The organism is Microbacterium sp. ARD31, from assembly GCF_031844425.1.
The window spans coordinates 53,903-76,954 of sequence record NZ_JAUZVE010000034.1; the positions used below are offsets into that span (position 1 = coordinate 53,903).

General features: G+C 72.2%; 25 protein-coding genes. 19 read left to right on the plus strand and 6 right to left on the minus strand.

Annotated features, from left to right (window positions below):
- The first annotated feature begins 152 nt into the window (after nt 1-152).
- Both Q9S36_RS38620 and Q9S36_RS38625 read left to right on the plus strand, forming a co-directional pair.
- Nucleotides 153-1,055, plus strand: coding sequence for a cation diffusion facilitator family transporter (locus Q9S36_RS38620; RefSeq protein ID WP_311290070.1), 903 nt, complete (start codon nt 153-155; stop codon nt 1,053-1,055).
- A gap of 18 nt (nt 1,056-1,073) precedes the next feature.
- Complete coding sequence (locus tag Q9S36_RS38625) at nt 1,074-2,174, plus strand: DNA glycosylase AlkZ-like family protein (protein ID WP_311290071.1); 1,101 nt, start codon at nt 1,074-1,076, stop codon at nt 2,172-2,174.
- A 22-nt stretch (nt 2,175-2,196) separates the two neighbouring features.
- Here the strand turns inward: Q9S36_RS38625 and Q9S36_RS38630 are convergent, their stop codons facing one another.
- Nucleotides 2,197-2,991, minus strand: a complete 795-nt coding sequence (locus Q9S36_RS38630) for an SRPBCC family protein (RefSeq protein ID WP_311290072.1) — start codon at nt 2,989-2,991, stop codon at nt 2,197-2,199.
- A 9-nt stretch (nt 2,992-3,000) separates the two neighbouring features.
- Nucleotides 3,001-3,483, minus strand: coding sequence for a pyridoxamine 5'-phosphate oxidase family protein (locus Q9S36_RS38635; protein ID WP_311290073.1), 483 nt, complete (start codon nt 3,481-3,483; stop codon nt 3,001-3,003).
- Between the two features lie 161 nt (nt 3,484-3,644).
- Here Q9S36_RS38635 and Q9S36_RS38640 point away from each other — a divergent pair, with 161 nt between their 5' ends.
- Both Q9S36_RS38640 and Q9S36_RS38645 read left to right on the plus strand, forming a co-directional pair.
- Entirely contained in the window at nt 3,645-6,008 is a 2,364-nt protein-coding gene (locus tag Q9S36_RS38640) for an excinuclease ABC subunit UvrA (protein ID WP_311290074.1), read from the plus strand.
- The gene (locus Q9S36_RS38645) at nt 6,008-6,667 is read left to right on the plus strand and encodes an alpha/beta hydrolase (RefSeq protein WP_311290075.1); all 660 of its coding nucleotides are present in this window, start codon (nt 6,008-6,010) and stop codon (nt 6,665-6,667) included. The genes Q9S36_RS38640 and Q9S36_RS38645 overlap by 1 nt, the downstream gene beginning before the upstream one ends.
- A 6-nt stretch (nt 6,668-6,673) precedes the next feature.
- Here the strand turns inward: Q9S36_RS38645 and Q9S36_RS38650 are convergent, their stop codons facing one another.
- Nucleotides 6,674-7,465 carry a DNA-formamidopyrimidine glycosylase family protein gene (locus Q9S36_RS38650; RefSeq protein WP_311290076.1) on the minus strand — a complete coding sequence of 264 codons (792 nt, stop codon included), beginning with the start codon at nt 7,463-7,465 and terminating at the stop codon, nt 6,674-6,676.
- 63 nt (nt 7,466-7,528) lie between these two features.
- Between Q9S36_RS38650 and mmuM the strand changes: the two genes are divergently transcribed.
- From mmuM to Q9S36_RS38700, 10 genes are all read left to right on the plus strand, one after another.
- The gene (gene mmuM / locus Q9S36_RS38655; RefSeq protein ID WP_311290077.1) at nt 7,529-8,431 is read left to right on the plus strand and encodes a homocysteine S-methyltransferase; all 903 of its coding nucleotides are present in this window, start codon (nt 7,529-7,531) and stop codon (nt 8,429-8,431) included.
- A 124-nt stretch (nt 8,432-8,555) separates the two neighbouring features.
- The gene (locus Q9S36_RS38660) at nt 8,556-8,996 is read left to right on the plus strand and encodes a YiiD C-terminal domain-containing protein (protein WP_311290078.1); all 441 of its coding nucleotides are present in this window, start codon (nt 8,556-8,558) and stop codon (nt 8,994-8,996) included.
- Nucleotides 8,997-9,180: 184 nt separating this feature from the next.
- On the plus strand, nt 9,181-10,470 hold the full coding sequence (locus tag Q9S36_RS38665) for an extracellular solute-binding protein (protein ID WP_311290079.1): 1,290 nt from the start codon (nt 9,181-9,183) through the stop codon (nt 10,468-10,470).
- Between the two features lie 99 nt (nt 10,471-10,569).
- The gene (locus Q9S36_RS38670) at nt 10,570-11,556 is read left to right on the plus strand and encodes a sugar ABC transporter permease (protein WP_311290080.1); all 987 of its coding nucleotides are present in this window, start codon (nt 10,570-10,572) and stop codon (nt 11,554-11,556) included.
- Entirely contained in the window at nt 11,553-12,383 is an 831-nt protein-coding gene (locus Q9S36_RS38675; protein WP_311290081.1) for a carbohydrate ABC transporter permease, read from the plus strand. Before Q9S36_RS38670 ends, Q9S36_RS38675 begins: the two co-directional genes overlap by 4 nt.
- Nucleotides 12,380-13,813: a family 1 glycosylhydrolase gene (locus Q9S36_RS38680; RefSeq protein WP_311290082.1), complete on the plus strand. Its 1,434-nt coding sequence runs from the start codon at nt 12,380-12,382 to the stop codon at nt 13,811-13,813. Before Q9S36_RS38675 ends, Q9S36_RS38680 begins: the two co-directional genes overlap by 4 nt.
- 13 nt (nt 13,814-13,826) lie before the next feature.
- Complete coding sequence (locus Q9S36_RS38685; RefSeq protein ID WP_311290083.1) at nt 13,827-14,840, plus strand: LacI family DNA-binding transcriptional regulator; 1,014 nt, start codon at nt 13,827-13,829, stop codon at nt 14,838-14,840.
- Nucleotides 14,841-14,859: 19 nt separating this feature from the next.
- Nucleotides 14,860-16,167: a phenylacetate--CoA ligase PaaK gene (gene paaK / locus Q9S36_RS38690; RefSeq protein ID WP_311290084.1), complete on the plus strand. Its 1,308-nt coding sequence runs from the start codon at nt 14,860-14,862 to the stop codon at nt 16,165-16,167.
- 6 nt (nt 16,168-16,173) lie between these two features.
- On the plus strand, nt 16,174-16,530 hold the full coding sequence (locus Q9S36_RS38695; protein ID WP_311290085.1) for a DNA polymerase ligase N-terminal domain-containing protein: 357 nt from the start codon (nt 16,174-16,176) through the stop codon (nt 16,528-16,530).
- A 31-nt stretch (nt 16,531-16,561) separates the two neighbouring features.
- Nucleotides 16,562-16,771: an AsnC family protein gene (locus Q9S36_RS38700; RefSeq protein ID WP_311290086.1), complete on the plus strand. Its 210-nt coding sequence runs from the start codon at nt 16,562-16,564 to the stop codon at nt 16,769-16,771.
- A 232-nt stretch (nt 16,772-17,003) separates the two neighbouring features.
- On the opposite strand, the gene Q9S36_RS38705 is transcribed toward Q9S36_RS38700, so the two are convergent.
- Nucleotides 17,004-17,636: an HAD-IA family hydrolase gene (locus Q9S36_RS38705; RefSeq protein ID WP_311290087.1), complete on the minus strand. Its 633-nt coding sequence runs from the start codon at nt 17,634-17,636 to the stop codon at nt 17,004-17,006.
- Nucleotides 17,637-17,694: 58 nt separating this feature from the next.
- Between Q9S36_RS38705 and Q9S36_RS38710 the strand changes: the two genes are divergently transcribed.
- Nucleotides 17,695-18,534: an aldo/keto reductase gene (locus Q9S36_RS38710; RefSeq protein ID WP_311290088.1), complete on the plus strand. Its 840-nt coding sequence runs from the start codon at nt 17,695-17,697 to the stop codon at nt 18,532-18,534.
- Nucleotides 18,535-18,559: 25 nt separating this feature from the next.
- Nucleotides 18,560-19,300: a peptidylprolyl isomerase gene (locus Q9S36_RS38715; RefSeq protein WP_311290089.1), complete on the plus strand. Its 741-nt coding sequence runs from the start codon at nt 18,560-18,562 to the stop codon at nt 19,298-19,300.
- On the opposite strand, the gene Q9S36_RS38720 is transcribed toward Q9S36_RS38715, so the two are convergent.
- Nucleotides 19,287-19,748 carry an OsmC family protein gene (locus Q9S36_RS38720; protein WP_311290090.1) on the minus strand — a complete coding sequence of 154 codons (462 nt, stop codon included), beginning with the start codon at nt 19,746-19,748 and terminating at the stop codon, nt 19,287-19,289. The genes Q9S36_RS38715 and Q9S36_RS38720 overlap by 14 nt on opposite strands.
- 118 nt (nt 19,749-19,866) lie before the next feature.
- The gene (locus Q9S36_RS38725; protein ID WP_311290091.1) at nt 19,867-20,010 is read right to left on the minus strand and encodes a hypothetical protein; all 144 of its coding nucleotides are present in this window, start codon (nt 20,008-20,010) and stop codon (nt 19,867-19,869) included.
- 185 nt (nt 20,011-20,195) lie between these two features.
- Between Q9S36_RS38725 and Q9S36_RS38730 the strand changes: the two genes are divergently transcribed.
- From Q9S36_RS38730 to Q9S36_RS38740, 3 genes are all read left to right on the plus strand, one after another.
- On the plus strand, nt 20,196-21,023 hold the full coding sequence (locus tag Q9S36_RS38730) for a formate dehydrogenase accessory sulfurtransferase FdhD (protein ID WP_311290092.1): 828 nt from the start codon (nt 20,196-20,198) through the stop codon (nt 21,021-21,023).
- Between the two features lie 63 nt (nt 21,024-21,086).
- Complete coding sequence (locus tag Q9S36_RS38735; protein WP_311290093.1) at nt 21,087-22,271, plus strand: exonuclease SbcCD subunit D; 1,185 nt, start codon at nt 21,087-21,089, stop codon at nt 22,269-22,271.
- On the plus strand, nt 22,268-23,052 hold a 785-nt coding region (locus Q9S36_RS38740; RefSeq protein WP_311290094.1), incomplete at its 3' end, for an SMC family ATPase. The genes Q9S36_RS38735 and Q9S36_RS38740, both read left to right, overlap by 4 nt.

Consider the following 23,052-nt stretch of genomic DNA (forward strand, 5'->3'; position numbering starts at 1 on the left):
TGTGACGTCGAGACTCGCACCGCATGACGCGGCGCAGGCGCGAATGCGGACGAAGTGCCTGATATTGGGGCACGAATGACCCGAACGGGCCATCGCCCCCTGGTCCGTCGACACCGCATCGGGCTGTCGCACCGGTGTCCTACGATCGCAGCATGGGTGCGGGTCACGGTCACGGTCACGGACACGCCGGGGCGCGCCACCGGTGGCGGCTCGCGGTCGCGTTCGGGCTGGTCTCCGCCTTCCTGCTCGTCGAGCTCGCCGCCGGCCTCTGGTCCGGCTCGCTCGCCCTGCTCTCCGACGCCGGTCACATGGCCGCCGATGTCGTGGCGCTCGGCGCCGCCCTGGCGGCCACCCGCATCGCCACCCGGCCGGACACGACCGGGCGCCGGACCTACGGCTCCTACCGCGCGGAGGTGTTCGCCTCCGGCTTCACCGTCCTCGTGATGCTCGGCACCGCCTTCTACGTCGCCCTCGAGGCCGTACGCCGCGCGGGACGCGACGTCGAGCCCGCCACCACCCCGATGCTGGTCGTCGGCGCCCTGGGCCTGCTCGTCAACCTGGTGGCGCTCGCGCTGCTGCGCGGCGGCGCGACCGAGAGCCTGGCCGTCAAGGGTGCCTACCTCGAGGTCGTCGCCGACAGCCTCGGCTCGGTGGGCGTGATGGCGGCCGCGGCGCTCGTCCTGGTCACCGGCCAGGGCTGGTGGGACACCGTGGTGGCGGTGGCCATCGCGCTCTTCGTCGCGGTCCGTGCGGTCGTGCTGGGCCGCGAGGTGCTCACCGTGCTGGGCCAGCACGCGCCGTCGGGGGTCGACCCCGACGTGGTCGCCGCCGAGCTCGAGGCGATGAGGGGAGTCACGGGCGTCCACGACCTGCACCTGTGGACCCTCACCTCGGGCATGCACGTCGCGACCGCGCACCTGGTGGCCGACTCGTCGAGCGACCGGGAGGCAGTGCTCGACGCGGCGCGGACGCTGCTGCGCGAGCGCCACGGCATCGACCACGCCACGGTGCAGGTCGAGACCGACGCCGCCGCGTGTGCCGAGCTGTCCTGGTGACGTCCGCATGAGGACCGCATGAGGGCGCACGAGCTCTCCCCGGTCCAGGCGCGGCGCATCGCCGTACGCGCACAGCTGCTCGACGCCGAGCGTCCTGACGACGTCCTCGAGGTGCTGCGGCACCTGGGCCACCTCCAGGTCGACCTCACCCGGGTCGTCGCGGAGCACGCCGACCTCGCGCTCTGGACGCGGATCGGGGCGCGTTACGACCCCGAGGACCTTGCCGGGCTGGTGGGCGACGGCGCCGTGGTCGAGCATCGCGGGATGCTCGTGCCGAGCGAGGACGTCGCGCTGTTCCAGGCGGACATGGACGCCTGGCCGGGCGAGCCGCCGCTCAAGGAGTGGCAGGAGGAGCTCCGCGACTGGGTCCGGGCCAACGACGCAGCGCGCCGCGAGGTCCTCGCGCTGCTGCGCAGCGAGGGCCCGACCGCCGCCCGTGACCTCCCCGACCGCTGCGAGGTCCCCTGGCGGTCGTCGGGGTGGACCAACAACAAGAACGTGATGCGGCTCCTGGAGTGCATGGAGGCGCGGGGCGAGGTCGCCGTCGCCTCCCGCGAGGGACGCGAGCGCCGCTGGGACCTCGCCGAACGGGTCCACCCCGGGGACCCGGCGGTGCCGGGGGAGGAGGCGCACCGCACGCTGGCCCGCCGGCGGCTGCGCGCGCTGGGCCTGGCTCGTCCTCGCGCCCTCGAGGCCTGGCACGAGCCCTACGACGTACGGGACACGGGAGAGCCGGCGCGGGTCGAGGGGGTCCGCGGCCTCTGGCGGGTCGACCCGGAGCTGCTCGACGACCGGTTCGAGGGGCGCACCGCGATCCTCTCGCCGCTCGACCGGCTGGTCTTCGACCGCAAGCGGATGGCCGACTTGTTCGACTTCGACTACCAGCTGGAGATGTACAAGCCCGCCGACCAGAGGATCTGGGGCTACTGGGCGATGCCGGTGCTCGACGGCGACGAGCTGGTCGGCAAGGTCGACGCCACCGCCGAGCGGGACGGTGGCGTGCTCGTCGTCGACGCCGTCCACGAGGACGGCGACTGGTCGCCGAGCCGCCGCGCCCGGGTCGACGCGGAGCTGCACTCCCTGGCCGAGTGGCTGGGGCTGGAGCTCGTCCGCAGCTGACGGGCGTGCCGGCCGCGGACCCTCAGAGCTCGAGCCCGAGCGCCTCCGCCAGGCCCTCGGGGTCGGCGACCGAGATGGTGGCTCCGGGGTGGGTGATCGTCGCCGTCGGGTCGATGGAGGGCACCGGCTCGTGGAACGTGACACACAACGCCCGATCGCCGTTGGTCGTGAAGGAGATCCCGCGGTCCTCCAGCGACAGGTGCGGCGGACCGGCCGTCTTGAGCCAGGCGAAGCCGCCGGTGATCTCCGCCGAGGCGACGTTGTCGACCGGGGTGACCAGGCGCCACGGACCGTAGGCGATGTAGAGCCACTGCGGGCCCACCTCGACGGTGGCGGTGGCGGGCGTGATCCCGAACGCACGCCCTGCCGCCGCGTAGGACGGCGCGAAGGCGAAGTCGAACGCACGGACGTCCTCGACGGTTCCCGACCCACCCGGTTCGGCGACGAGACGTCGCAGGGCGCGGGTGGCGGGGAGCCGGTAGGGCTGGAGCAGCGCCGAGGAGCGGCCGGGCACCCGCAGCACCGCGCGGGTGCTGCCGCCGGGGGCGGGCAGGACGAAGTGGTCCATGGCCGCGCCGCCGAAGCGTCCGCCCACCGTCCACGACCACGACCTCAGCTCAGGGTCGAGGTCGGTGACGGTGAACGCCACCGGGACTCCGGCGGGTCCGTGGACCGTGCCGGTGGTGCCCGGGGCGAGGACGTCGTCGGAGGACTCCACGCCCTGGATCAGGTGCGCCCAGGTGCGCCAGGTGTCCGGCTGGGTGAACCGACGCCAGACGTCGTCGGGGTGGGCGGGTCCGTGTGCGTCGACGAGCATGCCGAAGGCTTACAGGTCGACGGTGTCGTTGTCCCCGAGATCGGGGCGACCGTCGCCGATCAGTCCCTTCGCGACCTGGATGGCCGCCTTCACCTTGCCCGGGGACTCCCAGTACTCCGCGGTGCGCCCGTCGACGCGCAGCAGCACGTTGGACGGGTCGTCGGCGTCGCCGGTCATGAACGCTCCAGCCGAGGCGTCCCAGAGCTCGCGCAGCTTGGCGCGGTCCTCGCTCACGGTCGCCGTGCCGGTGAGCGACACCCACCCGGAGTCGCTGGAGTACGCCACGTTCACCCGCGGGTCGGCCTGGATGGCGTGCACCTTGTCGGTGTTCCGCTCGGTGAGGAACCAGACGGTGCCGGGGTCCTCGAAGTCCTGGGTGCCCATCGGCGTCGACACGAGCGTGCCCTCGAGGGAGACGTAGGTGAGGACGGCGATGCGGGTGTCCTTCATGATCTCGGCAACGGTCCCGAGCTGGTCGTCGTGAGTCGTCATGCGTCCAGCCTGTCAGGCCCACCCTGACCGTCGCTCCATCCCCATGGGCGGACGGATGGGCGGTCACCTGCGCCGTCACGTCCGCGACCCGCCACGCGTCGGACTGGCAGGATGGCCCGCAGCCGCGTGGGCGCACCACCAGCACAGGGGAGAGAGCACGCATGACCACTGCACATCCGGCCGACGCGCACGACCTGATCCGGGTCGAGGGGGCGCGGGAGAACAACCTCAGGGACGTCTCGGTCGACCTGCCCAAGCGCCGGCTCACCGTGTTCACCGGGGTCTCGGGCTCGGGGAAGAGCTCGCTGGTGTTCGCGACGATCGCCGCCGAGTCGCAGCGGATGATCAACGAGACCTACAGCGCGTTCGTGCAGGGATTCATGCCCTCTCTGGCGCGCCCCGACGTCGACCACCTCGAAGGGCTGACGACCGCGATCATCGTCGACCAGGAGCGGATGGGCGCGAACCCACGGTCCACGGTCGGCACCGCGACCGACGCCAACGCGATGCTGCGGATCCTCTACAGCCGGCTCGGCGACCCCTACGTCGGTCCGCCTACGGCGTACTCCTTCAACGTCCCGACGCGGAAGGCGAGCGGGATGATGACCACCGAGAAGGGTGGTCGCACCGAGCGCCGGATCGCCAAGCAGGAGGTCTACCTCGGCGGCATGTGCCCGCGCTGCGAGGGCATGGGCAAGGTCAACGACATCGACCTCACCGCGCTCTACGACGACGCGAAGTCGCTCTCCGAGGGTGCCCTCACGGTGCCGGGCTACTCGATGGACGGGTGGTACGGCCGGCTCTTCGAGGGGATGGGCCTGCCGATGGACAAGCCGATCAGGTCGTTCACCAAGAAGCAGCTCGAGACGATGCTGTGGTCGGAGCCGACCAAGATCAAGGTCGAGGGGGTCAACCTCACCTTCAACGGGATCATCCCGCAGATCCAGAAGTCGATGCTCTCCAAGGACCCCGAGGCGATGCAGCCGCACGTACGCCGCTTCGTCGAGCGTGCCGTGACCTTCCAGACGTGTCCCGACTGTGAGGGCACGCGGCTCACCCCCGAGGCGCGGAGCTCGAAGATCCAGGGCCGGTCGATCGCCGACCTGTGCGAGATGCAGATCAGCGACCTCGCCGAGTGGGTGCGTGACCTCGACGAGCCGTCCGTCGCGCCGCTGCTGAAGGGCCTGCAGCACTTGCTCGACTCCTTCTCCGAGATCGGGCTGGGCTACCTCTCGCTCGACCGGCCGGCCGGCACCCTCTCGGGCGGGGAGGCGCAACGCACGAAGATGATCCGGCACCTCGGCTCGTCGCTGACCGACGTCACCTACGTCTTCGACGAGCCCACGATCGGCCTGCACCCGCACGACATCGAGCGGATGAACCAGCTCCTCCTGCAGCTGCGCGACAAGGGCAACACGGTCCTCGTCGTGGAGCACAAGCCCGAGACCATCGCCATCGCCGACCACGTCGTCGACCTCGGTCCCGGTGCGGGCTCCAGCGGCGGCACGATCTGCTTCGAGGGCGACATCGACGGCCTGCGGGCCAGCGACACGATCACCGGCAAGCACCTCGACGACCGCGCGCGGCTCAAGGACTCGGTCCGCACGGCCACCGGCACCATCGAGGTCCGCGGCGCCAGCACCCACAACCTGCGCGACGTCGACGTCGACGTGCCCCTGGGCGTGCTCACGGTCGTCACGGGCGTCGCCGGGTCCGGCAAGAGCTCGCTGATCCACGGGTCGCTGGCGGGCCACGACGACGTCATCGTCATCGACCAGGGGGCGATCAAGGGCTCGCGACGCAGCAACCCGGCGACGTACACCGGGCTGCTCGAGCCGATCCGCAAGGCGTTCGCGAAGGCCAACGGGGTCAAGCCCGCCCTCTTCAGTGCCAACTCCGAGGGCGCGTGCGAGACCTGCAACGGTGCCGGGGTGATCTTCACCGAGCTCGGCCCGATGGCCACGGTCGAGTCGCCGTGCGAGGAGTGCGAGGGGCGTCGCTTCAAGGCCGAGGTGCTTCAGCACACGCTGGGCGGTAAGGACATCGCCGAGGTCCACGAGATGTCGGTCGTCGACGCGCGCGACCTCTTCGGTGACGGCGAGGCGAGGATCCCGGCCGCGGTGAAGATCCTGGACCGCCTCGTCGACGTCGGGCTCGGCTACCTCTCGCTCGGCCAGCCGCTCACCACCCTCTCCGGCGGCGAGCGCCAGCGCCTCAAGCTGGCCACGCAGATGGGGGAGAAGGGGGACGTCTACATCCTCGACGAGCCGACGACCGGTCTGCACCTCGCCGACGTGGAGAACCTCCTCGGCCTCCTCGACCGCCTGGTCGACGGGGGCAAGTCGGTCATCGTGATCGAGCACCACCAGGCCGTGATGGCCCACGCCGACTGGATCATCGACCTCGGGCCCGGTGCCGGGCACGACGGCGGGCTCGTGGTGTTCGAGGGCCCGCCCGCCGACCTGGTCGCCGCGAAGGAGCCGACCCTGACGGGCAAGCACCTCGCCGACTACGTGGGCGCCTGATGCTGCTCCTCCACGGCCTCGGCGCCACGGGCGGGGTCTGGCGCGACTGGGACGGGGTCGCGCCCGACCTGCCGGGCCACGGGACGGCGCCGTGGGACCCGCCGTACTCCTTCACCCGGCACGCCGAGGCGGTCCTGCCCCTCCTCGGCGACGATCCGGTCACCGTCGTGGGTCACTCGATGGGTGGCGTCGTCGCGCTCGCGCTGGCAGCGCTGGCGCCCGGTCGCGTACGACGCGTCGTGGGGCTGGGCATCAAGGTGGACTGGCCGGCTGAGGACGCGGCGCGGGCGGCTGCGCTGGCCGACCGGCCGGTGGCGACGTACGACACGCGCGCGGAGGCGGCCGACCGGTTCCTGAAGGTCTCCGGGCTCGCCGGCCTGGTCGGCCCGGACGACCCGGTCGTCGACGCCGGGGTCGTCGTCGAGGGGAGCGGCTGGCGACTGGCCCAGGACCCGCGCACCTTCGGGGTCGGCGTGCCCGACATGGCCGGACTGCTCGCGGCGGCCGGGTGCCCGGTGGTCCTGGCCCGCGGGGAGCACGACCCGATGGTCAGCCACGAACAGCTCGCCGCACTGGTCGACGACCCGGTCACGCTGCCCGGCCTGGGCCACAACGCGCACGTCGAGGACCCGCCAGCCGTGCTGGCCCTCGCCCGCTGACCACGATCACGCCTGGCAGACCGGGCACCAGAACAGGCGCCGCGCGGCGAGGAGCGCGTCCTGGACGGGCGTCCCGCAGATCCGGCACGGCAGGCCGGCGCGGCCGTACACGTAGTACGCGTCGACCCGCCGGGCGCGTCCCGCGGGACGCTCACGGTCCTCGGGCCGCGTGGTGACGATGCGTCCGGCGCGCACGCCGGCCCGCAGGAGACCGACCAGGTCGTCCCACAGTGCGTGCAGCACTGCGGCGTCGTGGAGGCGCCCGTGCCGGAACGGGTCCAGGCGCCGGCGGTGGAGGACCTCGGCCCGGTAGACGTTCCCGACACCCGCGACGACGGACTGGTCCATCAGCAGGGTCGCGATGGGGGCGCGGCTCCGGAGCACCCGCGCCACGAAGGCGTCCCGGTCGGGACGCCGGCGCAGCGGGTCCGGGCCGAGCCGGGCGAGCACCGAGCGGCGCTCGGCGTCGGTGAGGACCTCGCAGGCCGTGGGACCGCGCAGCTCGAACCAGTGGTGGTCGCCCACCAGGCGCAGCCGCAGCGCGCCCCGGGCCTCGGGTGCGGGCAGGAGACCGTCGCGGAACTTCCCGTAGAGGCCGAGGTGGACGTGCAGCCAGAGGTCGTCGTAGCGGTGGAACAGGTGCTTGCCCCAGGCGTCGGTCGCAGCCAGGACGCGGCCGTCGAGCAGCCGCGCACCGTCCTCGAACCGACCCTGCGGGCTGTCCGCCGACACCTGCTGCCCGCCCAGGAGCCGGGCGTGGCGCCGCGCGAGGCGGTGGATGGTGTGTCCCTCTGGCACGGACCCGATCGTCGCGGACGGGACGGTCGTCCGGGCACACCCCTCGGGTGCCAGACTCGTGCCATGAGCCGCACCAGCCTCCGCGACACCGTCGACTCCCGGGCCGTGGTCCTCGACGGGGGCCTGGCCACGCTGCTCGAGCGGCACGGTCACGACCTGTCGAGCCACCTGTGGTCGGCGCGGCTGCTGCGGGACGACCCCGCGGCGGTGGAGCGCGCCCACCGGGAGTTCTTCGAGGCCGGCGCAGAGGTCGCGACCACCGCTTCCTACCAGGTCTCCTTCGAGGGGTTCGGCGCGGAGGGCGTGGACCGCGGCGAGGTCGAGCGACTGCTGCGCCGCAGCGTGGCGCTGGCCGCCGCGGCGCGCGACGCGGTCGCACGCGACGGCTGGGTCGCCGCGTCGGTCGGACCCTACGGCGCGGTCCTGGCGGACGGCTCCGAGTACCGCGGCGACTACGACCTCGACGTCGCCGGGCTGCGGGCGTTCCACCGCCCCCGCCTCGACGTGCTCGCGTCCACGGTGGGCGCGGGAGCCGACGTGCTCGCGGTGGAGACCGTGCCCTGCCTCGCCGAGGTCGAGGCCGTGCTGGCGGAGCTCGACGGCTCGGGCGTGCCGGCGTGGCTGTCGCTCTCCGCAGCGGACGGACGGACCCGGGCCGGCGAGCCGCTCGAGGAGGCGTTCGCGATGGCAGCGGACGTGGCCGAGGTCCTCGCCGTGGGCGTCAACTGCACGACGCCCGCTGACGCGGGGGCCGCCGTGCCGCTCGCCGGCACGCACGGTCCGGCCGTCGTCTACCCCAACTCCGGCCAGGGCTGGGACGCCGAGGCGCGGGCGTGGACGGGGACCTCCGCCTTCGACCCGGCCGACGTCGGGGCGTGGGTGGCCGACGGCGCCCGGCTGGTCGGCGGCTGCTGCCGCGTCGGACCGGAGGACATCGCCGCGCTCCGGGCCACGCTCGTGCCGTGACCCAGCGCAGCGTGCCGCCCCGGTCGGCGCGCCTGCCCGGACTGTGGTCGACGCCGATCACCACGGGGGCCGGGGGGAGGGGTGGGGCCTTGTGAGCGAGCCTGCGATGGCCTATACGTGGAGCGTGGAGGCAGACCAGGCCGTCGGGTCCGTGCCGATCCTCGAGGCCATGGGCATCCGCGTCGTCGAGGTCCGCCCCGGCTTCGCCGCTGCCGAGCTCCCGCCCGAGCCCAACGTGAACCACTTCGGCGTGACCTACGCGGGCTCGCTCTTCAGCGTCGCCGAGATGCTCGGCGGCCTGCTCGCCCTGACCACCTTCGACTTCGAGGGCGAGCTCGCCGGGTTCGTGCCGCTCGTGAAGGAGTCGACCATCAGGTTCCGACGTCCCGCGCTCGGCGTCGTACGCGCCGAGGCGACGCTGGCCCCGCCGGAGGCCGCGCGGGTCCGCGAGGACGCCCTGGCCACCGGCAGGGGCGAGTTCGTGCTCGAGGCGACCCTCACCGACGCCGCCGGCGAGGTGGTCGCCTCGACCCTCGGGACCTACCAGGTACGACGACTCGGCTGAGCCCGACGTCCTCCTGCTTGGCACCGCGGGCGCCTGCGGGTGGAACCGTTTGCACCCGCTGCAGGCGGGCGGCGTCACGCGTTTCACGCTGAGCGTTGACATCGCGGTGTGACGCCGATCATAGTGTGTCGCGAGAACGGTGGAATCGGTTCCACCGCAGTACACCTCCCAGGAGCGTCCAGCGATGCGCAAGCCCACGATCCGACGGGGAGCGGCGCTCGGCGTCGCCACGGCCCTCGTCGCCACCATGACGGCCGCCTGTGGCGGCGACGACGAGTCCGGCTCCGCCCAGGCCGAGCTCGGCCAGGACGACGTCCTGACGATCACCACGTTCAGCGACTTCGGCTACGACAAGCTGATCGAGGAGTGGAACGCCGACCCCGACCGGCCGTTCACCGTGAAGATGACCAAGATCGCCGACTGGGACCCGTGGAAGCAGACGCTGACCCAGGACCTCCAGGCCGGCCACGGGCTCACCGACGTGGTCGCGATCGAGGGCGACGCGATGCCGCAGTTCCTCGCCGAGGGCGCCTCCGACCAGTTCGCCGACCTCTCCGACTCCTCGCTCGACGACCGATGGGTCGAGTACGCCTACCAGGCTGGCCAGACCGCTGACGGCAAGCAGATCGGCTACCCGACCGATGCCGGGCCGGAGGCGTTCTGCTACCGCGCCGACCTCTTCGAGAAGGCCGGCCTGCCGTCGGACCGCGAGGAGGTCGAGTCGATCTTCGAGAGCTGGGACTCCTACTTCGCGGCCGGAGAGAAGCTCGTCGAGGAGCTCCCGGACACCAAGTGGTACGACTCGAGCGGCTCGATCGCGCAGGCGATGCTGAACCAGGCCGAGTTCCCGTTCCAGACCGCCGACAACACCGTGGACGTGGAGAACGACGAGCTCGCCCTCGTGTGGGACACCGTCACCCGCTACGCCCCGACGCTCTCCCCGCGCGTCGTGCAGTGGAAGGAGGACTGGACCGCCAACTTCACCAACGACGGCTTCGCCACGATGCCGTGCCCGGGCTGGATGTTCTCCAACATCAAGTCCAACGCCCCCGAGGTCGAGGGCTGGGACATCGTGAACGCCTTCCCCGGCGGTGGCGGCAACTGGGGCGGCTCCTACCTCGCCGTTCCGGCGATGTCGGAGCACCAGGAGGAGGCCAAGGAGCTGGCCAACTGGCTGACCGACACGGAGCAGGAGCTCGCCGCGTTCGAGGCGGCGGGCAACTATCCCGCCAACGTCGCGGCGCAGCAGGAGCTGGCGTCCCAGAACGCCACGGACCCCTACTTCAACGACGCCCCGACCGCGGTGATCCTCGCCGACCGTGCCGCTGCGGTGGAGCCCGGACACCCCTACAAGGGTGACAAGTACTCCGACATCCTCGGCCTCTTCCAGACCGCGATCCAGCGCGTCGACGAGGGTGCCTCGCCGGACGAGTCGTGGGAGACGTTCACCCAGGCCGTCGAGAGCCTGTCCTGACCGCACGGACGTGACCACCACCATCGCCCCCGCCGGGGAGGACTGCACCACCTCCCCGGCCGGGGTCACCCACCCGACCCCCACGAGCGGAGGCGCGCGATGACCACCGTCCACGCCCCGGGCCCTCCCGGCACCAGGGAACGGCCCGGTACGACGCCCCCGCCGCTGACGTGGCGCCAGAAGCTCTCCCGGTGGGACACCCGCTTCTCGCCGGTCCTCTACGTCGTCCCGTTCTTCGCGGTGTTCGGCCTTGTCGGTGTCTACCCGATGGTCTACTCGGCCTACCTCTCGTTCTTCTCGTGGCCACGGTTCGGCCCTGAGCACGGCCCCTGGGTCGGCCTGGCCAACTACGTGCACGTGATCGGCGACCCGGTGTTCCACAAGGCCTTCTGGAACACCGTCGGCATCTTCCTGCTGTCCTCGGTGCCGCAGGTGGTGATCGCCACCGTCATCGCGGCGATGCTCGACACGCCGCTGCGCGGGCGCACCTGGTGGCGGATGAGCGTGCTGCTGCCCTTCGTGGTCGCGCCGGCCGCGACTGCCCTGATCTTCGGAAGCCTCTTCGCCGACCAGTCCGGCCTCGTCAACGAGGCTCTACGGGCCGTCGGGCTGCCGGCGGTCAGCTGGCACTCCGACCGGCTGGCGAGCTGGACGGCCATCGCCTCGATGGTCAACTACCGGTGGACCGGCTACAACACCCTGATCATCCTGGCCGCGCTCCAGGCGATCCCACGACAGCTCTACGAGGCGGCCGCGATCGACGGCGCCCGCCCGCTCCAGCAGTTCTTCCACGTCACGCTGCCGTCGATCAGGCCGACCATGCTCTTCGTCATCATCACCTCGACGATCGGCGGGATGCAGATCTTCACCGAGCCACGCCTCTTCGACACCAACCTGCAGTTCCAGGGCGGGGCCGACTACCAGTACCAGACCCTGACGATGTACGTCTTCAACACCTCGAACAGCGGCACCGACCCCTACCCGCGGGCCGCGGCCGCGACCTGGATCATCGTCGTGATCATCGTCGGCATCGCCGCGCTCAACTACCTCATCACCCGTCGACTGCAGGGGAGGGGGGAGCGGTGAGCCGGCGTCCCGGGTTCCTCGTCTACGGCCTGCTGTCCGCGTTCGTGGTGGGCTCGGCCTTCCCGCTCTACTGGTCCTTCATCATCGGGTCGGTCACCAAGGAGCGCGCCATCCAGAGCCCGCCTCCGCTCTACCCCGGCGGACACTTCCTGGAGAACGCGCGACGGGTCTTCGACCAGATCGACTTCTGGTCCGCGCTCGCCAACTCCGTCGTCATCTCCAGCGTCTCCGCGGCCTCCGTCGTGTTCTTCTCGACGCTGGCTGGCTACTCCTTCGCCAAGCTGCGGTTCCCGGGAAGCAACGTCGCCATGGGGTTCGTCGTCGCCACCATGGCGGTGCCGACCCAGCTCGCGTTCGTGCCGCTGCTCAAGCAGTTCAGCAACCTCGGCCTCACCGGGACCCGCACCGCAGTGGTGCTGCCCTTCCTCGTGACCGCGTTCGGCGTGTTCTTCATGCGGCAGTACCTCCTCGACGCGATCCCCGACGAGCTGATCGAGGCCGCCCGGATGGACGGCTGCTCGCAGATCCGCACCTTCTGGACCGTCGCCGTCCCCGCCGCCCGACCCGCGATGGCGATCCTGGCGCTCTTCACCTTCATGCAGACGTGGACGGAGTTCATGTGGCCGCTGCTGATCCTGCAGGGGAGCGACGTCCAGACGCTGCAGACCGCGCTCGACCAGCTCAAGATCGCGCCGGCCGGGGGCATCTCCGACGTCGCGCTGCTCCAGGCGGGGACGCTGCTGGCGACGATCCCGCTCCTCGTCCTGTTCATCGCGACCGGCCGCCAGCTCGTGGCCGGCATCATGCAAGGAGCCGTCAAGGGATGACGACCCGAGAGTTCCCGCCCGACTTCCTCTGGGGCGCCGCCGCGGCGTCGTACCAGATCGAGGGCGCCGTCGACGCCGACGGACGGGGCCCGTCGATCTGGGACACCTTCGTCCGGGTGCCCGGCGCGATCCTGAACGGCGACGACGCCGACGTGGCGTGCGAGCACTACGAGCGGATGCCGCAGGACGTCGCGCTGATGGAGCGGCTCGGCCTCGGGTCCTACCGCTTCTCCACGGCGTGGCCACGGGTGTGCCCCGACGGGAAGCGGGTGAACCCCGCCGGTCTCGACTTCTACAGCCGGCTCACCGACGAGCTGCTCGCCGCCGGCATCACGCCGTTCCTCACGCTCTACCACTGGGACCTGCCGCAGGCCCTCGAGGACGAGGGCGGGTGGACCAACCGCGACACGGCCCACCGCTTCCTCGACTACGCGATGGTCGTGCACGACGCGCTGGGCGACCGCGTCGACAGCTGGACGACCCACAACGAGCCGTGGTGCTCGGCGTTCATGGGCTACACCAGCGGGGGTCACGCCCCGGGTCGACAGGAGGGCGTCGCCGGCGTGGTCGCAGCCCACCACCTGCTCCTCGGTCACGGGCTGTTCGTGGAGGAGTTCCGGCGCCGCGGCGGCACGCCCGACCGGGGCAAGAGCGTCGGCATCACGCTCAACCCGACGGTGGCGGACCCCTTCGACCCCACCCGCGAGGCCGACGTCGACGCCGCCCGGCGCCTCGACGGCTTCCACAACCGGGTGTTCCTCGACCCGCTCCTCCGGGGCGCGTACGCCGACGACCTGGCGCGCGACACCGAGGGGATGCTCTTCGACGGCCGGCCCTGGCAGGACGTCGTGCACGACGGCGACCTGGCGCTGATCAGCCAGCCGCTCGACTTCCTGGGCGTGAACTTCTACCACGGCGACGTCCCGGCGGCCCTGCGCTACGACGCGGCGCCGGGGGAGCTGCTCGGCAGCCGGATCGAGCACTCTCCACGCCCGCGCGAGTCGCCGTACCCGGGGGGCGGCTTCGTCTTCCCCCGCACCGGCCGTCCCACGACCGACCGCGACTGGGAGATCGACCCCGACGCGTTCCGTCGCCTGCTCGTCCGGCTCCGGGACGACTACGACGCCCCGCCCATCTACATCACCGAGAACGGCGCCATGGCCGACGACGTCGTCGAGGACGGCGCGATCCACGACGTCGGACGCCAGCACTACATCGAGCAGCACCTGCACGCGGTGCTCGACGCGATCGACGAGGGCGTCGACGTGCGCGGCTACTTCGTGTGGTCGCTGATGGACAACTTCGAGTGGAGCTACGGCTACGCGCACCGCTTCGGCATCGTGCACGTCGACTACGACACCCAGGTCCGCACGCCGAAGGACAGCGCGCTGTGGTTCGCGGAGGTGGCCGCCCGGAACGCGCTCCAGTAGTAGCGTGAACCCGATGAACGAGCACGCGTCCACGCTCGGCGAGGTCGCCCGGCTGGCAGGGGTCAGCAAGGCCACCGCCTCGCGAGCGATCAACGGCAGGTCGAAGGTCAGCGCGAAGGCACAGACCGCCGTCCTCGACGCCGTGCGCCAGCTGGGCTACACGCCCAACGGCACCGCGCGCTCGCTGGTGACCCGTCGCACCGGCTCGGTCGCGGTGATCCTCCCGGAGTCCGACGAGCGGATCTTCTCCGACCCGTTCTTCGCACGCATGCTGCACCTGGTCTCGCGCGCCCTGCGCGAGCACGACCTCCAGCTGGTGCTGCTCCTGGCCGAGCCGGGGGAGGAGGAGGAACGGCTGCTGAAGTACCTCCGCGGCCGCTCCGTCGACGGCGCGATCGTCGCCTCCCACCACCGCGACGACCGGCTTGCCGAGCACCTGTCGGACCTGGGCCTGCCGTGCGTGTTCATCGGCCGTCCGTGGCTCGGCGCCGAGCGGGTGTCGTACGTCGACAGCGACAACACGGCCGCCGCGCGACAGGCCGTGCAGGTCCTCCTCGACGCCGGCCGGCGCCGGATCGCGACCATCGCCGGGTCGCGCGACATGCGCGCGGGCCACGACAGGCTCGAGGGATGGCGCCACGAGCTGGCCGCGGCGGAGCTCGACGCCGACCTCGTGGCCTACGGCGACTTCACCGAGGAGGGCGGGGCCGAGGCCTGCGCGGCCCTCCTCGACACGGCCGAGGACATCGACGGCATCTTCGCCGCGTCCGACCTGATGGCCAAAGGCGCGATGCGCGAGCTGGCGAGCCGGGGGATCCGGGTGCCCGAGGACGTCTCGATCGTGGGCTACGACGACCTGGGGGTCGCCGAGCGCACCCGCCCGCCGCTCACCACGCTGCACAACCCCATCGGTCCGATGGTCACCGAGGCGGTGCGGCTGCTCCTGGAGGCGATCGCCGAGGGCGGGCGCGGCGTGCCCCGCCGCGTGGTCTTCGTGCCGGAGCTCGTGCGCCGGGCGTCGGTCTAGGCCCCGGCAGGGAGGCGCCGTGCCCGCACCCGTCCCGCCCGACCACGGGCTCGAGCCGATCGAACGGGCCTCCGTCGACGAACTGCGGGCCCTGCAGCTCGAGCGCCTGCAGTGGTCCGTGCGGCACGCCTACGACAACGTCGCGCACTACACCGCGGCGCTCGACGAGGCCGGCGTCCACCCCGACGACCTCACCGAGCTGGCCGACCTCGCGCGGCTGCCCTTCACGACGAAGGAGTCGCTGCGCCAGAACTACCCGTTCGGCATGTTCGCGGTACCACGCACCGACGTCGTACGCGTGCACGCCTCGAGCGGCACGACCGGCAAGCCGACCGTCGTCGGCTACACGCGCGGGGACCTCGACGTGTGGGCCACCGTCGTCGCGCGCAGCATCCGGGCGGCCGGCGGCCGTCCCGGCGACATCCTGCACAACGCCTACGGCTACGGCCTGTTCACCGGCGGCCTCGGGGCGCACGCCGGCGCCGAGAGGCTCGGCTGCACCGTCGTCCCGGTCTCCGGCGGCATGACCGAGCGGCAGGTCCAGCTGATCGCCGACTTCCGCCCCGACGTGATCATGGTGACGCCGTCCTACATGCTCAACATCGTCGACGAGATGGAGCGCCAGGGCCTCGATCCGCGGGCCAGCTCGCTGCGCGTCGGCATCTTCGGCGCCGAGCCGTGGACCAACGAGATGCGCACCGCCGTGGAGGAGCGCCTCGACATGCACGCCGTCGACATCTACGGACTGTCGGAGATCATCGGACCGGGCGTCGCCCAGGAGTGCGTGGAGACCAAGGACGGGCTGCACCTCTGGGAGGACCACTTCTACCCGGAGGTCATCGACCCGGTCACCGGCGAGGTGCTGCCCGACGGCGAGGAGGGCGAGCTCGTGCTGACCTCGCTGACCAAGGAGGCCATGCCGGTCCTGCGCTACCGCACGCGCGACCTGACGCGGCTGCTCCCGGGGACGATGCGGCCGATGCGGCGCATCGAGAAGATCACCGGCCGCACCGACGACATGATCATCCTGCGCGGCGTGAACCTGTTCCCGACGCAGATCGAGGAGCTCGTCCTCGGCGTCCCCGAGCTCACGCCGCACTTCCAGTGCGTGCGCGGACGGGCGGGCAACATGGACACGCTGACCGTGCGCATCGAGCGACGCGAGGACGTCGCCGTCGACGCGGGCGAGGCGGCCGGTCGCCACGTCGCCGAGCTGGTCAAGCGCGTCATCGGCGTCACCGTCGGCGTCGAGGTCGTCGGACCGTTCGAGATCGAGCGCTCCGTCGGCAAGATGCGACGCATCGTGGACCAGCGGCCGAAGGGCTAGGACGTCGTGCCGGCCCGCTTCGTCCTGCACGACCACCGTCGCCCCAGCCCGCACTTCGACCTGCGCCTCGAGGAGGACGGCGTGCTCAGGAGCTGGGCGGTGCCCAAGGGGCTCCCGACCGACCGGCACCACGACCGGTTGGCGATCGCCGTCGACGACCACGAGCTCGACCACGTCGACTACGAGGACGAGCACAAGTCGATCGCCGACACCGGCACGTGGGAGGCGGAGGACCGCGACGAGAGGCGCCTGGTGCTCGTGCTGCACGGACGGACCGGCTCGCGCCGGTACGCGCTGATCCACACCGGCGGGACGCAGTGGCTGCTGCACCTCACCCGGGACCAGTCCGTCAACAAGGGTTGACTTTCCGGACGGCGTCAATCATGGTTGACGCATGAGGACTGCCGTCGACGCCGACGAGCCGGGGGAGCAGAGCCCCCTCGAGGAGCTCATGCGCATCGCCCGGGCCAAGCACGAGCTCGCAGCCGCCGAGGCGGTCGCCGTGCGCCGCGCGCGGATCCACGGCTTCAGCTGGGCCGAGATCGGCACCATGCTCGGCGTCTCCAAGCAGGCGATGCACAAGAAGTACGGGAAGTTCGCCTGACGCGTTATGTCACGTCGGCGCGTGCGCCGACGATCTCGCGGGGCGCCGCCAGGAGAACGTGGAAGATCCGAGCCACTCGGTGACCCGGGTGTTCCACGTTGTCGTCGTGGTCCCCGGATATCCGGGGACTTCTCGCCGTCGTGCAGCACGCCCCGCTCTCCGCGCGCTCAGCCATATCGCCGATAACTGACATTATGTCAGATAGCGAAGACGAGCCCGGCCAGTCCTCCCCTCACAGCACCAGCGACTTCAGCTCGGAGAGCGAGCCGATGCGGTGGGTCGCGGCTGAGAAGTCCTGGGACGCGGTGAACGCGTGGTGGACGACGACGCAGTCGATGCCGGCTGCCACGGCTGACGCCAGCCCGCGCGCCGAGTCCTCGACCACGACGGCCTCCTCGGGCGCTGCCGCGAACCGGCGCAGCGCCGTGGCGTACGGCTCCGGGTGCGGCTTGCTGTGCTCGTAGTCCTCCCGGACGAGCACGAAGTCCATGAACGGCACGATCTGCCTGCCGGCGTGGATCAGCTCGAAGTCCGCCCGCTTGGCGGTCGTCACGATCGCCATCCGCACGTACGGCGCGAGCTCGGCCAGCGCGTCGACCACGCCGTCGATCTCGATCGGCTCGGTGCGCAGGAGCTCCTGGTAGTAGGCGTCCCTGGCGACCCGCAGCCGGTCGATGGTCGTCTCGTCGACACCGGCCGCACGCGCCTGCGTCCAGGTGCCCGCACCGCGAGCCATGTCGCGGAGGTAGCGCGCCTCGTCGAGCTCGACCCCGACCTCGGCCAGCGCGCGACGCCCCGCTGCGAAGTACCACTGCTCGGTGTCCACCAGGACGCCGTCGTGGTCGAGCAGGACGTAGGACTTCACCGGGCACAAGGCTACCGACGGGGTCGGCGGCCCTTGCGGCGCGCCCTACGTTGGAGCCATGGCCTCCACACCGACGTACACGCTCAACGACGGCACCACGGTCCCCGCGATCGGCTTCGGCACCTATCCCCTGCGCGGCGAGGACGGCACCGCCGCGATCGTGCACGCCCTGGAGGCCGGCTACCGGCTCGTGGACACGGCCGTGAACTACGAGAACGAGGCGGAGGTGGGCGAGGCGCTGCGACGCTCCGGGCTGCCCCGCGACGAGGTGCTCGTCGCCAGCAAGATCCCGGGACGCCACCACGCGTACGACGACGCCATCGCCTCGGTCCGCTCCTCCCTCGAGCGCCTCGGCGTCGAGCGCACCGACCTGCACCTCATCCACTGGCCCAACCCGAGCCAGGGCAGGTACGTCGAGGCTTGGCGGGCGCTGGTCCAGCTGCAGAAGGACGGGTTGGTCCGCTCCATCGGGGTCTCCAACTTCACCGAGGAGCACCTGACCCGGATCATCGACGACACCGGCGTCGTGCCGGCCGTGAACCAGGTCGAGCTGCATCCCCGCTTCCCGCAGGAGCAGATGCGCGAGGTCCACGAGCGCCTCGGCATCCGCACCGAGGCGTGGAGCCCGATGGGCAAGCGACGCGCCCCGCTCGACGAGGACGCGGTGACGTCCGCGGCGCGCGCCCACGACGTCTCCCCCGGCCAGGTCATCCTGCGCTGGCACGTGCAGCTCGGCTCGCTCCCGATCCCCAAGTCCGCCGACCCGCAGCGCCAGGCACAGAACCTCGACGTGTTCGGCTTCGAGCTCGACGACGACGAGGTCGCGGCGATCTCGGGGCTCGCCGAGGAGGACGGCCGGCTGTTCGGCGGCGACCCCGACACCCACGAGGAGATGTGAACGGACGCTGGCTATCCTCGGCGCCATGCTGAAGCGCCTGGCCACCGTGGCCGCCTGCCTGTCCGTGCTCACCCTCGCCGCGTGCGGGAACGAGAGCGACGGTGACGCCCCCGACACCGCCCAGGACCCGGCCGCGTCCTCGTCGGAGTCCCCGTCGGAGTCCCCGTCGGAGTCGTCGAGCGAGGCACCCAGCGGCGAGACCACCACCTGCGAGTACCCCGAGGACGGCCAGGAGCCGGCGCGCGACGTCGACGCGCCGGCTGCCGAGGCGCCCGCCGAGGGCACGGTCACCGCGACGATGACCACCAACTTCGGCGACATCACGCTCACGATGGACCGGGCCGACGCCCCGTGCACGATCAACTCGTTCGTCTCGCTGTCGGAGCAGGGCTTCTACGACGACACCCCGTGCCCCCGGATCGGCGACCAGGAGGGCTTCGGCATCCTCCAGTGCGGCGACCCCACCGGCACCGGCTCCGGCGGCGCGGGCTACACCGTCGCCGACGAGCTCACCGGCGACGAGTCCTACGCCGCGGGCACCATCGCGATGGCGAACACCGGCGCGCCGGACACCAACGGATCCCAGTTCTTCCTCGTGTTCCGCGACTCGCAGTTCCCGCCGAGCTACACGACGTTCGGCACGATCGACGAGGCCGGCCTCGAGGTCATCGACGCCATCGCCAAGGAGGGCAACGACGGCGCGCACCCCGCCGGCGGCGGAGCGCCGAACAAGCCAGTGACCATCGAGAAGGTCACGATCGGCTGACCTGGTCGTAGTCGATCGCCGCGCCCAGCTGCACGGTCCGCGCGACGGTGCACAGCCGGTCACGGGACATCTCCATCGCGCCCTGCACCCGCTCGCGGGCTGCGTCGCCCTCCGGGCCCTCCGGGAACCGGACGTCGAAGGTGACGCGCAGGTCGACCAGGTGGTTGCCCTCCTCGTCGCGGATCTTGCGGCCCTCGGCGTGCACGGCGTACGTCGTGCTGGCGACGCGCTTGTGGGTGATCGCCTCGACATCGAGCGCGCTGCACCCCGCGATGGCGGCGAGGAGGAGCTCGACCGGCGTGAAGTCGGGGTCCGCTCCCCCGGTGCCGAAGAACGTCTCGCCGCCGCGCGCATTGGTGGCCTTGAAGCGGGCGTGCCCGATCCGGGTGAGCTCGACGCTGCGGAGGTCGGACGCGGTGGGAGCAGCGGGACGGTGCTGGTCAGTCATGGCCGACACCCTGCCAGAGGGGGGTCGGGCAGGGTGCCGGCGCCGCGTGCCGGCCGCGGGAGGGCGGCGGCGTGCGGCAGGTCCGACGTGGGGGCGTCGGACGAGGGGTCGCGCTGGGTCAGCGGGTGACGCGACGCGCGGCGCGACGGGCGCGGCGCTCCTCACGGCGGGCGATCTCCACGGTGCGCAGGAGGGCGGTGTCCTCGGTCGCGTGAGCCCGGGCGTCGACGAGGCTGAAGGCGACGTGCAGCTGCGTGGTCATGGAGATGTGTCCTTTCGAGGGGGGACCCTCACGTGATGAGCGATGGAACTTCTTCACGTCGTTGTGTAAGAAGTAGCCGCTCCTTTGCGGCTCTTACATTCTACGGTCGGAGAATCTCCGCCCCCGCATCCCCGAAGGGGTGATCTCGGACACCAACGCGAGGTCGTCCGGGCTAGGGTCGAGAGGTGGTGAGCGAGCGCGTGCGGCGGCCGGGACCGTCCCTGCGCACCCGGGTGGTCGAGCACGGCGACGGCGGCGAGAGCGCGCGTGAGGACCGCCTCGTCACCGAGGAGCCGCTCGAGATCCGCGTGCGCGCCGGCGGGCTCGACGCACGGCGGGCCTGGGTCACCATGCGCACCCCCGGCCACGACTTCGAGCTCGCCGCCGGCTGGCTCGTCAACGAGGCGCTCGCGACGCCCGACACCCTCGCCCAGGTCGCCTACTGCACCGACGCGGACCTCGCGCCCGAGCAGGAGTTCAACGTCGTCACCGTCTCGCTGACCGGCGGCGCGGAGCTTCCCCACCGTCACGTCGCCGCCTCGGCCGGTTCGTCGGCGTGCGGCGTCTGCGGCAAGGACAGCGTGGCGGAGGCGCTCTCGGTGCGCGCCGCTGCGCCGTGGCCGGGACCGCGGCCCGACCCCGACGTCGTACGACGCCTGCCAGAGGCGTTGCGCGCGCGCCAGACGCTCTTCGACCGGACCGGCGGGGTCCACGCGGCCGGCCTGGCGGACGCCGACGGGACCCTCCTCGTCGTGCGTGAGGACGTCGGGCGCCACAACGCCGTCGACAAGGTCGTCGGCGCCCGCGTGCTGGCCGGGGAGTCGCCGGCCGCCGCGTGCCTGGTGCTCAGCGGGCGGGTCGGCTTCGAGCTGGTGCAGAAGGCCGCCGCCAGCGGTGTCGGCGCGATCGTGGCGGTGGGGGCACCGACCACCCTGGCCGCGGGCCTCGCCCGCGAGGCCGGCATCGACCTGTGGGGCTTCACCTCAGCGGGCCGCACGGTGCACTACACCTGACCCCTGACCCACACCGCGGCGTGGGTGCCCGGCGCTGTCGGTGCGGGCGCATAGGTTCGTCGTGTGCGCATCCTCCACACCTCCGACTGGCACCTGGGGAGATCCTTCCACCGGGAGGGACTGCTCGGGCACCAGGCGTCATTCGTCGACCACCTCCTGGAGGTGGTCGAGGCCGAGGGTGTCGACGTCGTCGTGGTCGCGGGCGACGTCTACGACCGCGCCCTCCCCCACGTCGACGCCGTCGCGCTCGCCGACGAGGCCTTCGCCCGGCTCGCCGCCTCGCGCGCCCGCGTGGTCGTGAGCAGCGGCAACCACGACAGCGCCCAGCGCCTGGGCTTCGGCTCCCGGCTGATGGACGCCGCCGGCGTCTTCGTGCGCACCGACGCGTCCACCGTCGGCACCCCCGTCATGCTCGGCGACGAGCACGGCGACGTGGCGATCCACGCGCTCCCGTACCTCGACCCCTCCGCGCTTCTCGAGCCCTGGGGCCTCCGGCACCGCAGCCACGAGGCCGCGCTCGGCGAGGCGATGGCCCGGGTGCGCCGCGACCTCGCGGGGCGCCCCGCGTCGACGCGCTCGGTCGTCCTCGCGCACGCCTTCGTCGCCGGCGCCACCCCGAGCGAGTCCGAGCGCGACATCAGCGTCGGCGGCGTCTCGCGCGTCTCGACGAGCACCTTCGACGGCATCCACTACACCGCGCTCGGCCACCTCCACGGCCCGCACGTCCTCGCCGACGGACTGCGCTACTCCGGCTCGCCCCTGGCGTACTCCTTCTCGGAGGCCGACCAGGCCAAGGGCTCGTGGCTCGTCGAGCTCGACGCCCGCGGCCTCTCCACCGCCCGTTGGGTCGACGCGCCCGTCCCCCGGCGGCTCTCGCGCATCAGCGGCAGCCTCCTCGACCTGCTCGCCGACCCGGCCCTCGCCGACCACGAGGGAGACTGGGTCCAGGCGACGGTGACCGACGTGCCCCGCCCCGCCCGCGCGATGGAGCAGCTGCGCCGGCGCTTCCCGCACACCCTGGTGCTCCAGTTCCCTGCCGCACCGGCCGAGGCCCATGCGCCGGCTGCGCCCGCGGCGGGGCGCAGCGACCACGGCATCACGGTCGACTTCCTCGATCAGGTCCGCGGCGTGCCGGCGACGGCCGCCGAGTCCGACCTGCTCCTCGAAGCGGTCGACGCCTGCTGCCACGACCCCGACCAGGACGTCCTCGTGGGAGCGTCCGCACCGCCGCAGGCCGGTGGTGGATGAGGCTCCACCACCTCGAGGTCACCGGCTTCGGCCCGTTCGCCGACCGGGTGCGGATCGACTTCGACGCGCTCTCCGAGGCCGGGCTGTTCCTCCTCAGCGGCCCCACCGGTGCCGGCAAGTCGAGCGTGCTCGACGCGGTGTGCTTCGCGCTCTACGGCGACGTGCCGGGCGACCGCGCGAGCGCCAAGCGGCTCCGGTCCGACCACGCCGGCGACGACGTGACGCCGCGCGTCGTCCTGGAGGCGACCCTGTCCGGCCGCCGGTTCCGCATCGACCGGTCACCGGCGTGGACCCGGCCCAAGAAGCGCGGCACCGGTACGACGACCGAGCAGGCCCGCGTCGTCATCTCCGAGCGCCGCCCCTCCCCCGACGGTGCCGACCTGTGGCACCCGCTCAGCACGCGCCTCGACGAGACCGGTCACCTGGTGACGCGGCTCGTCGGCATGACGCTGCCCCAGTTCTGCCAGGTCGCGCTGCTCCCCCAGGGACGGTTCCAGGCCTTCCTGCGCGCCCGCTCGGAAGAGCGGCACGCCCTCCTGCAGCAGGTGTTCCAGACCGAGCGCTTCGACCGGGTCGAGCGCTGGCTCCGGGACCGTCGGGTCGAGCTGCGCCGCCAGGCGGATGCCCACCAGCGGTCGGTCGCCGACCTGGTCAGCCGGGTCAGCGAGGTCGGCGCGGTCGTCCCTCCCGACGACTGGCCCGAGCAGCCCGAGGCGCTCACCAGCTGGGTCCAGGGCCTCGCGGTGGCGACAGCCCGGGCCGCCGCCGACCAGGCCGTCCG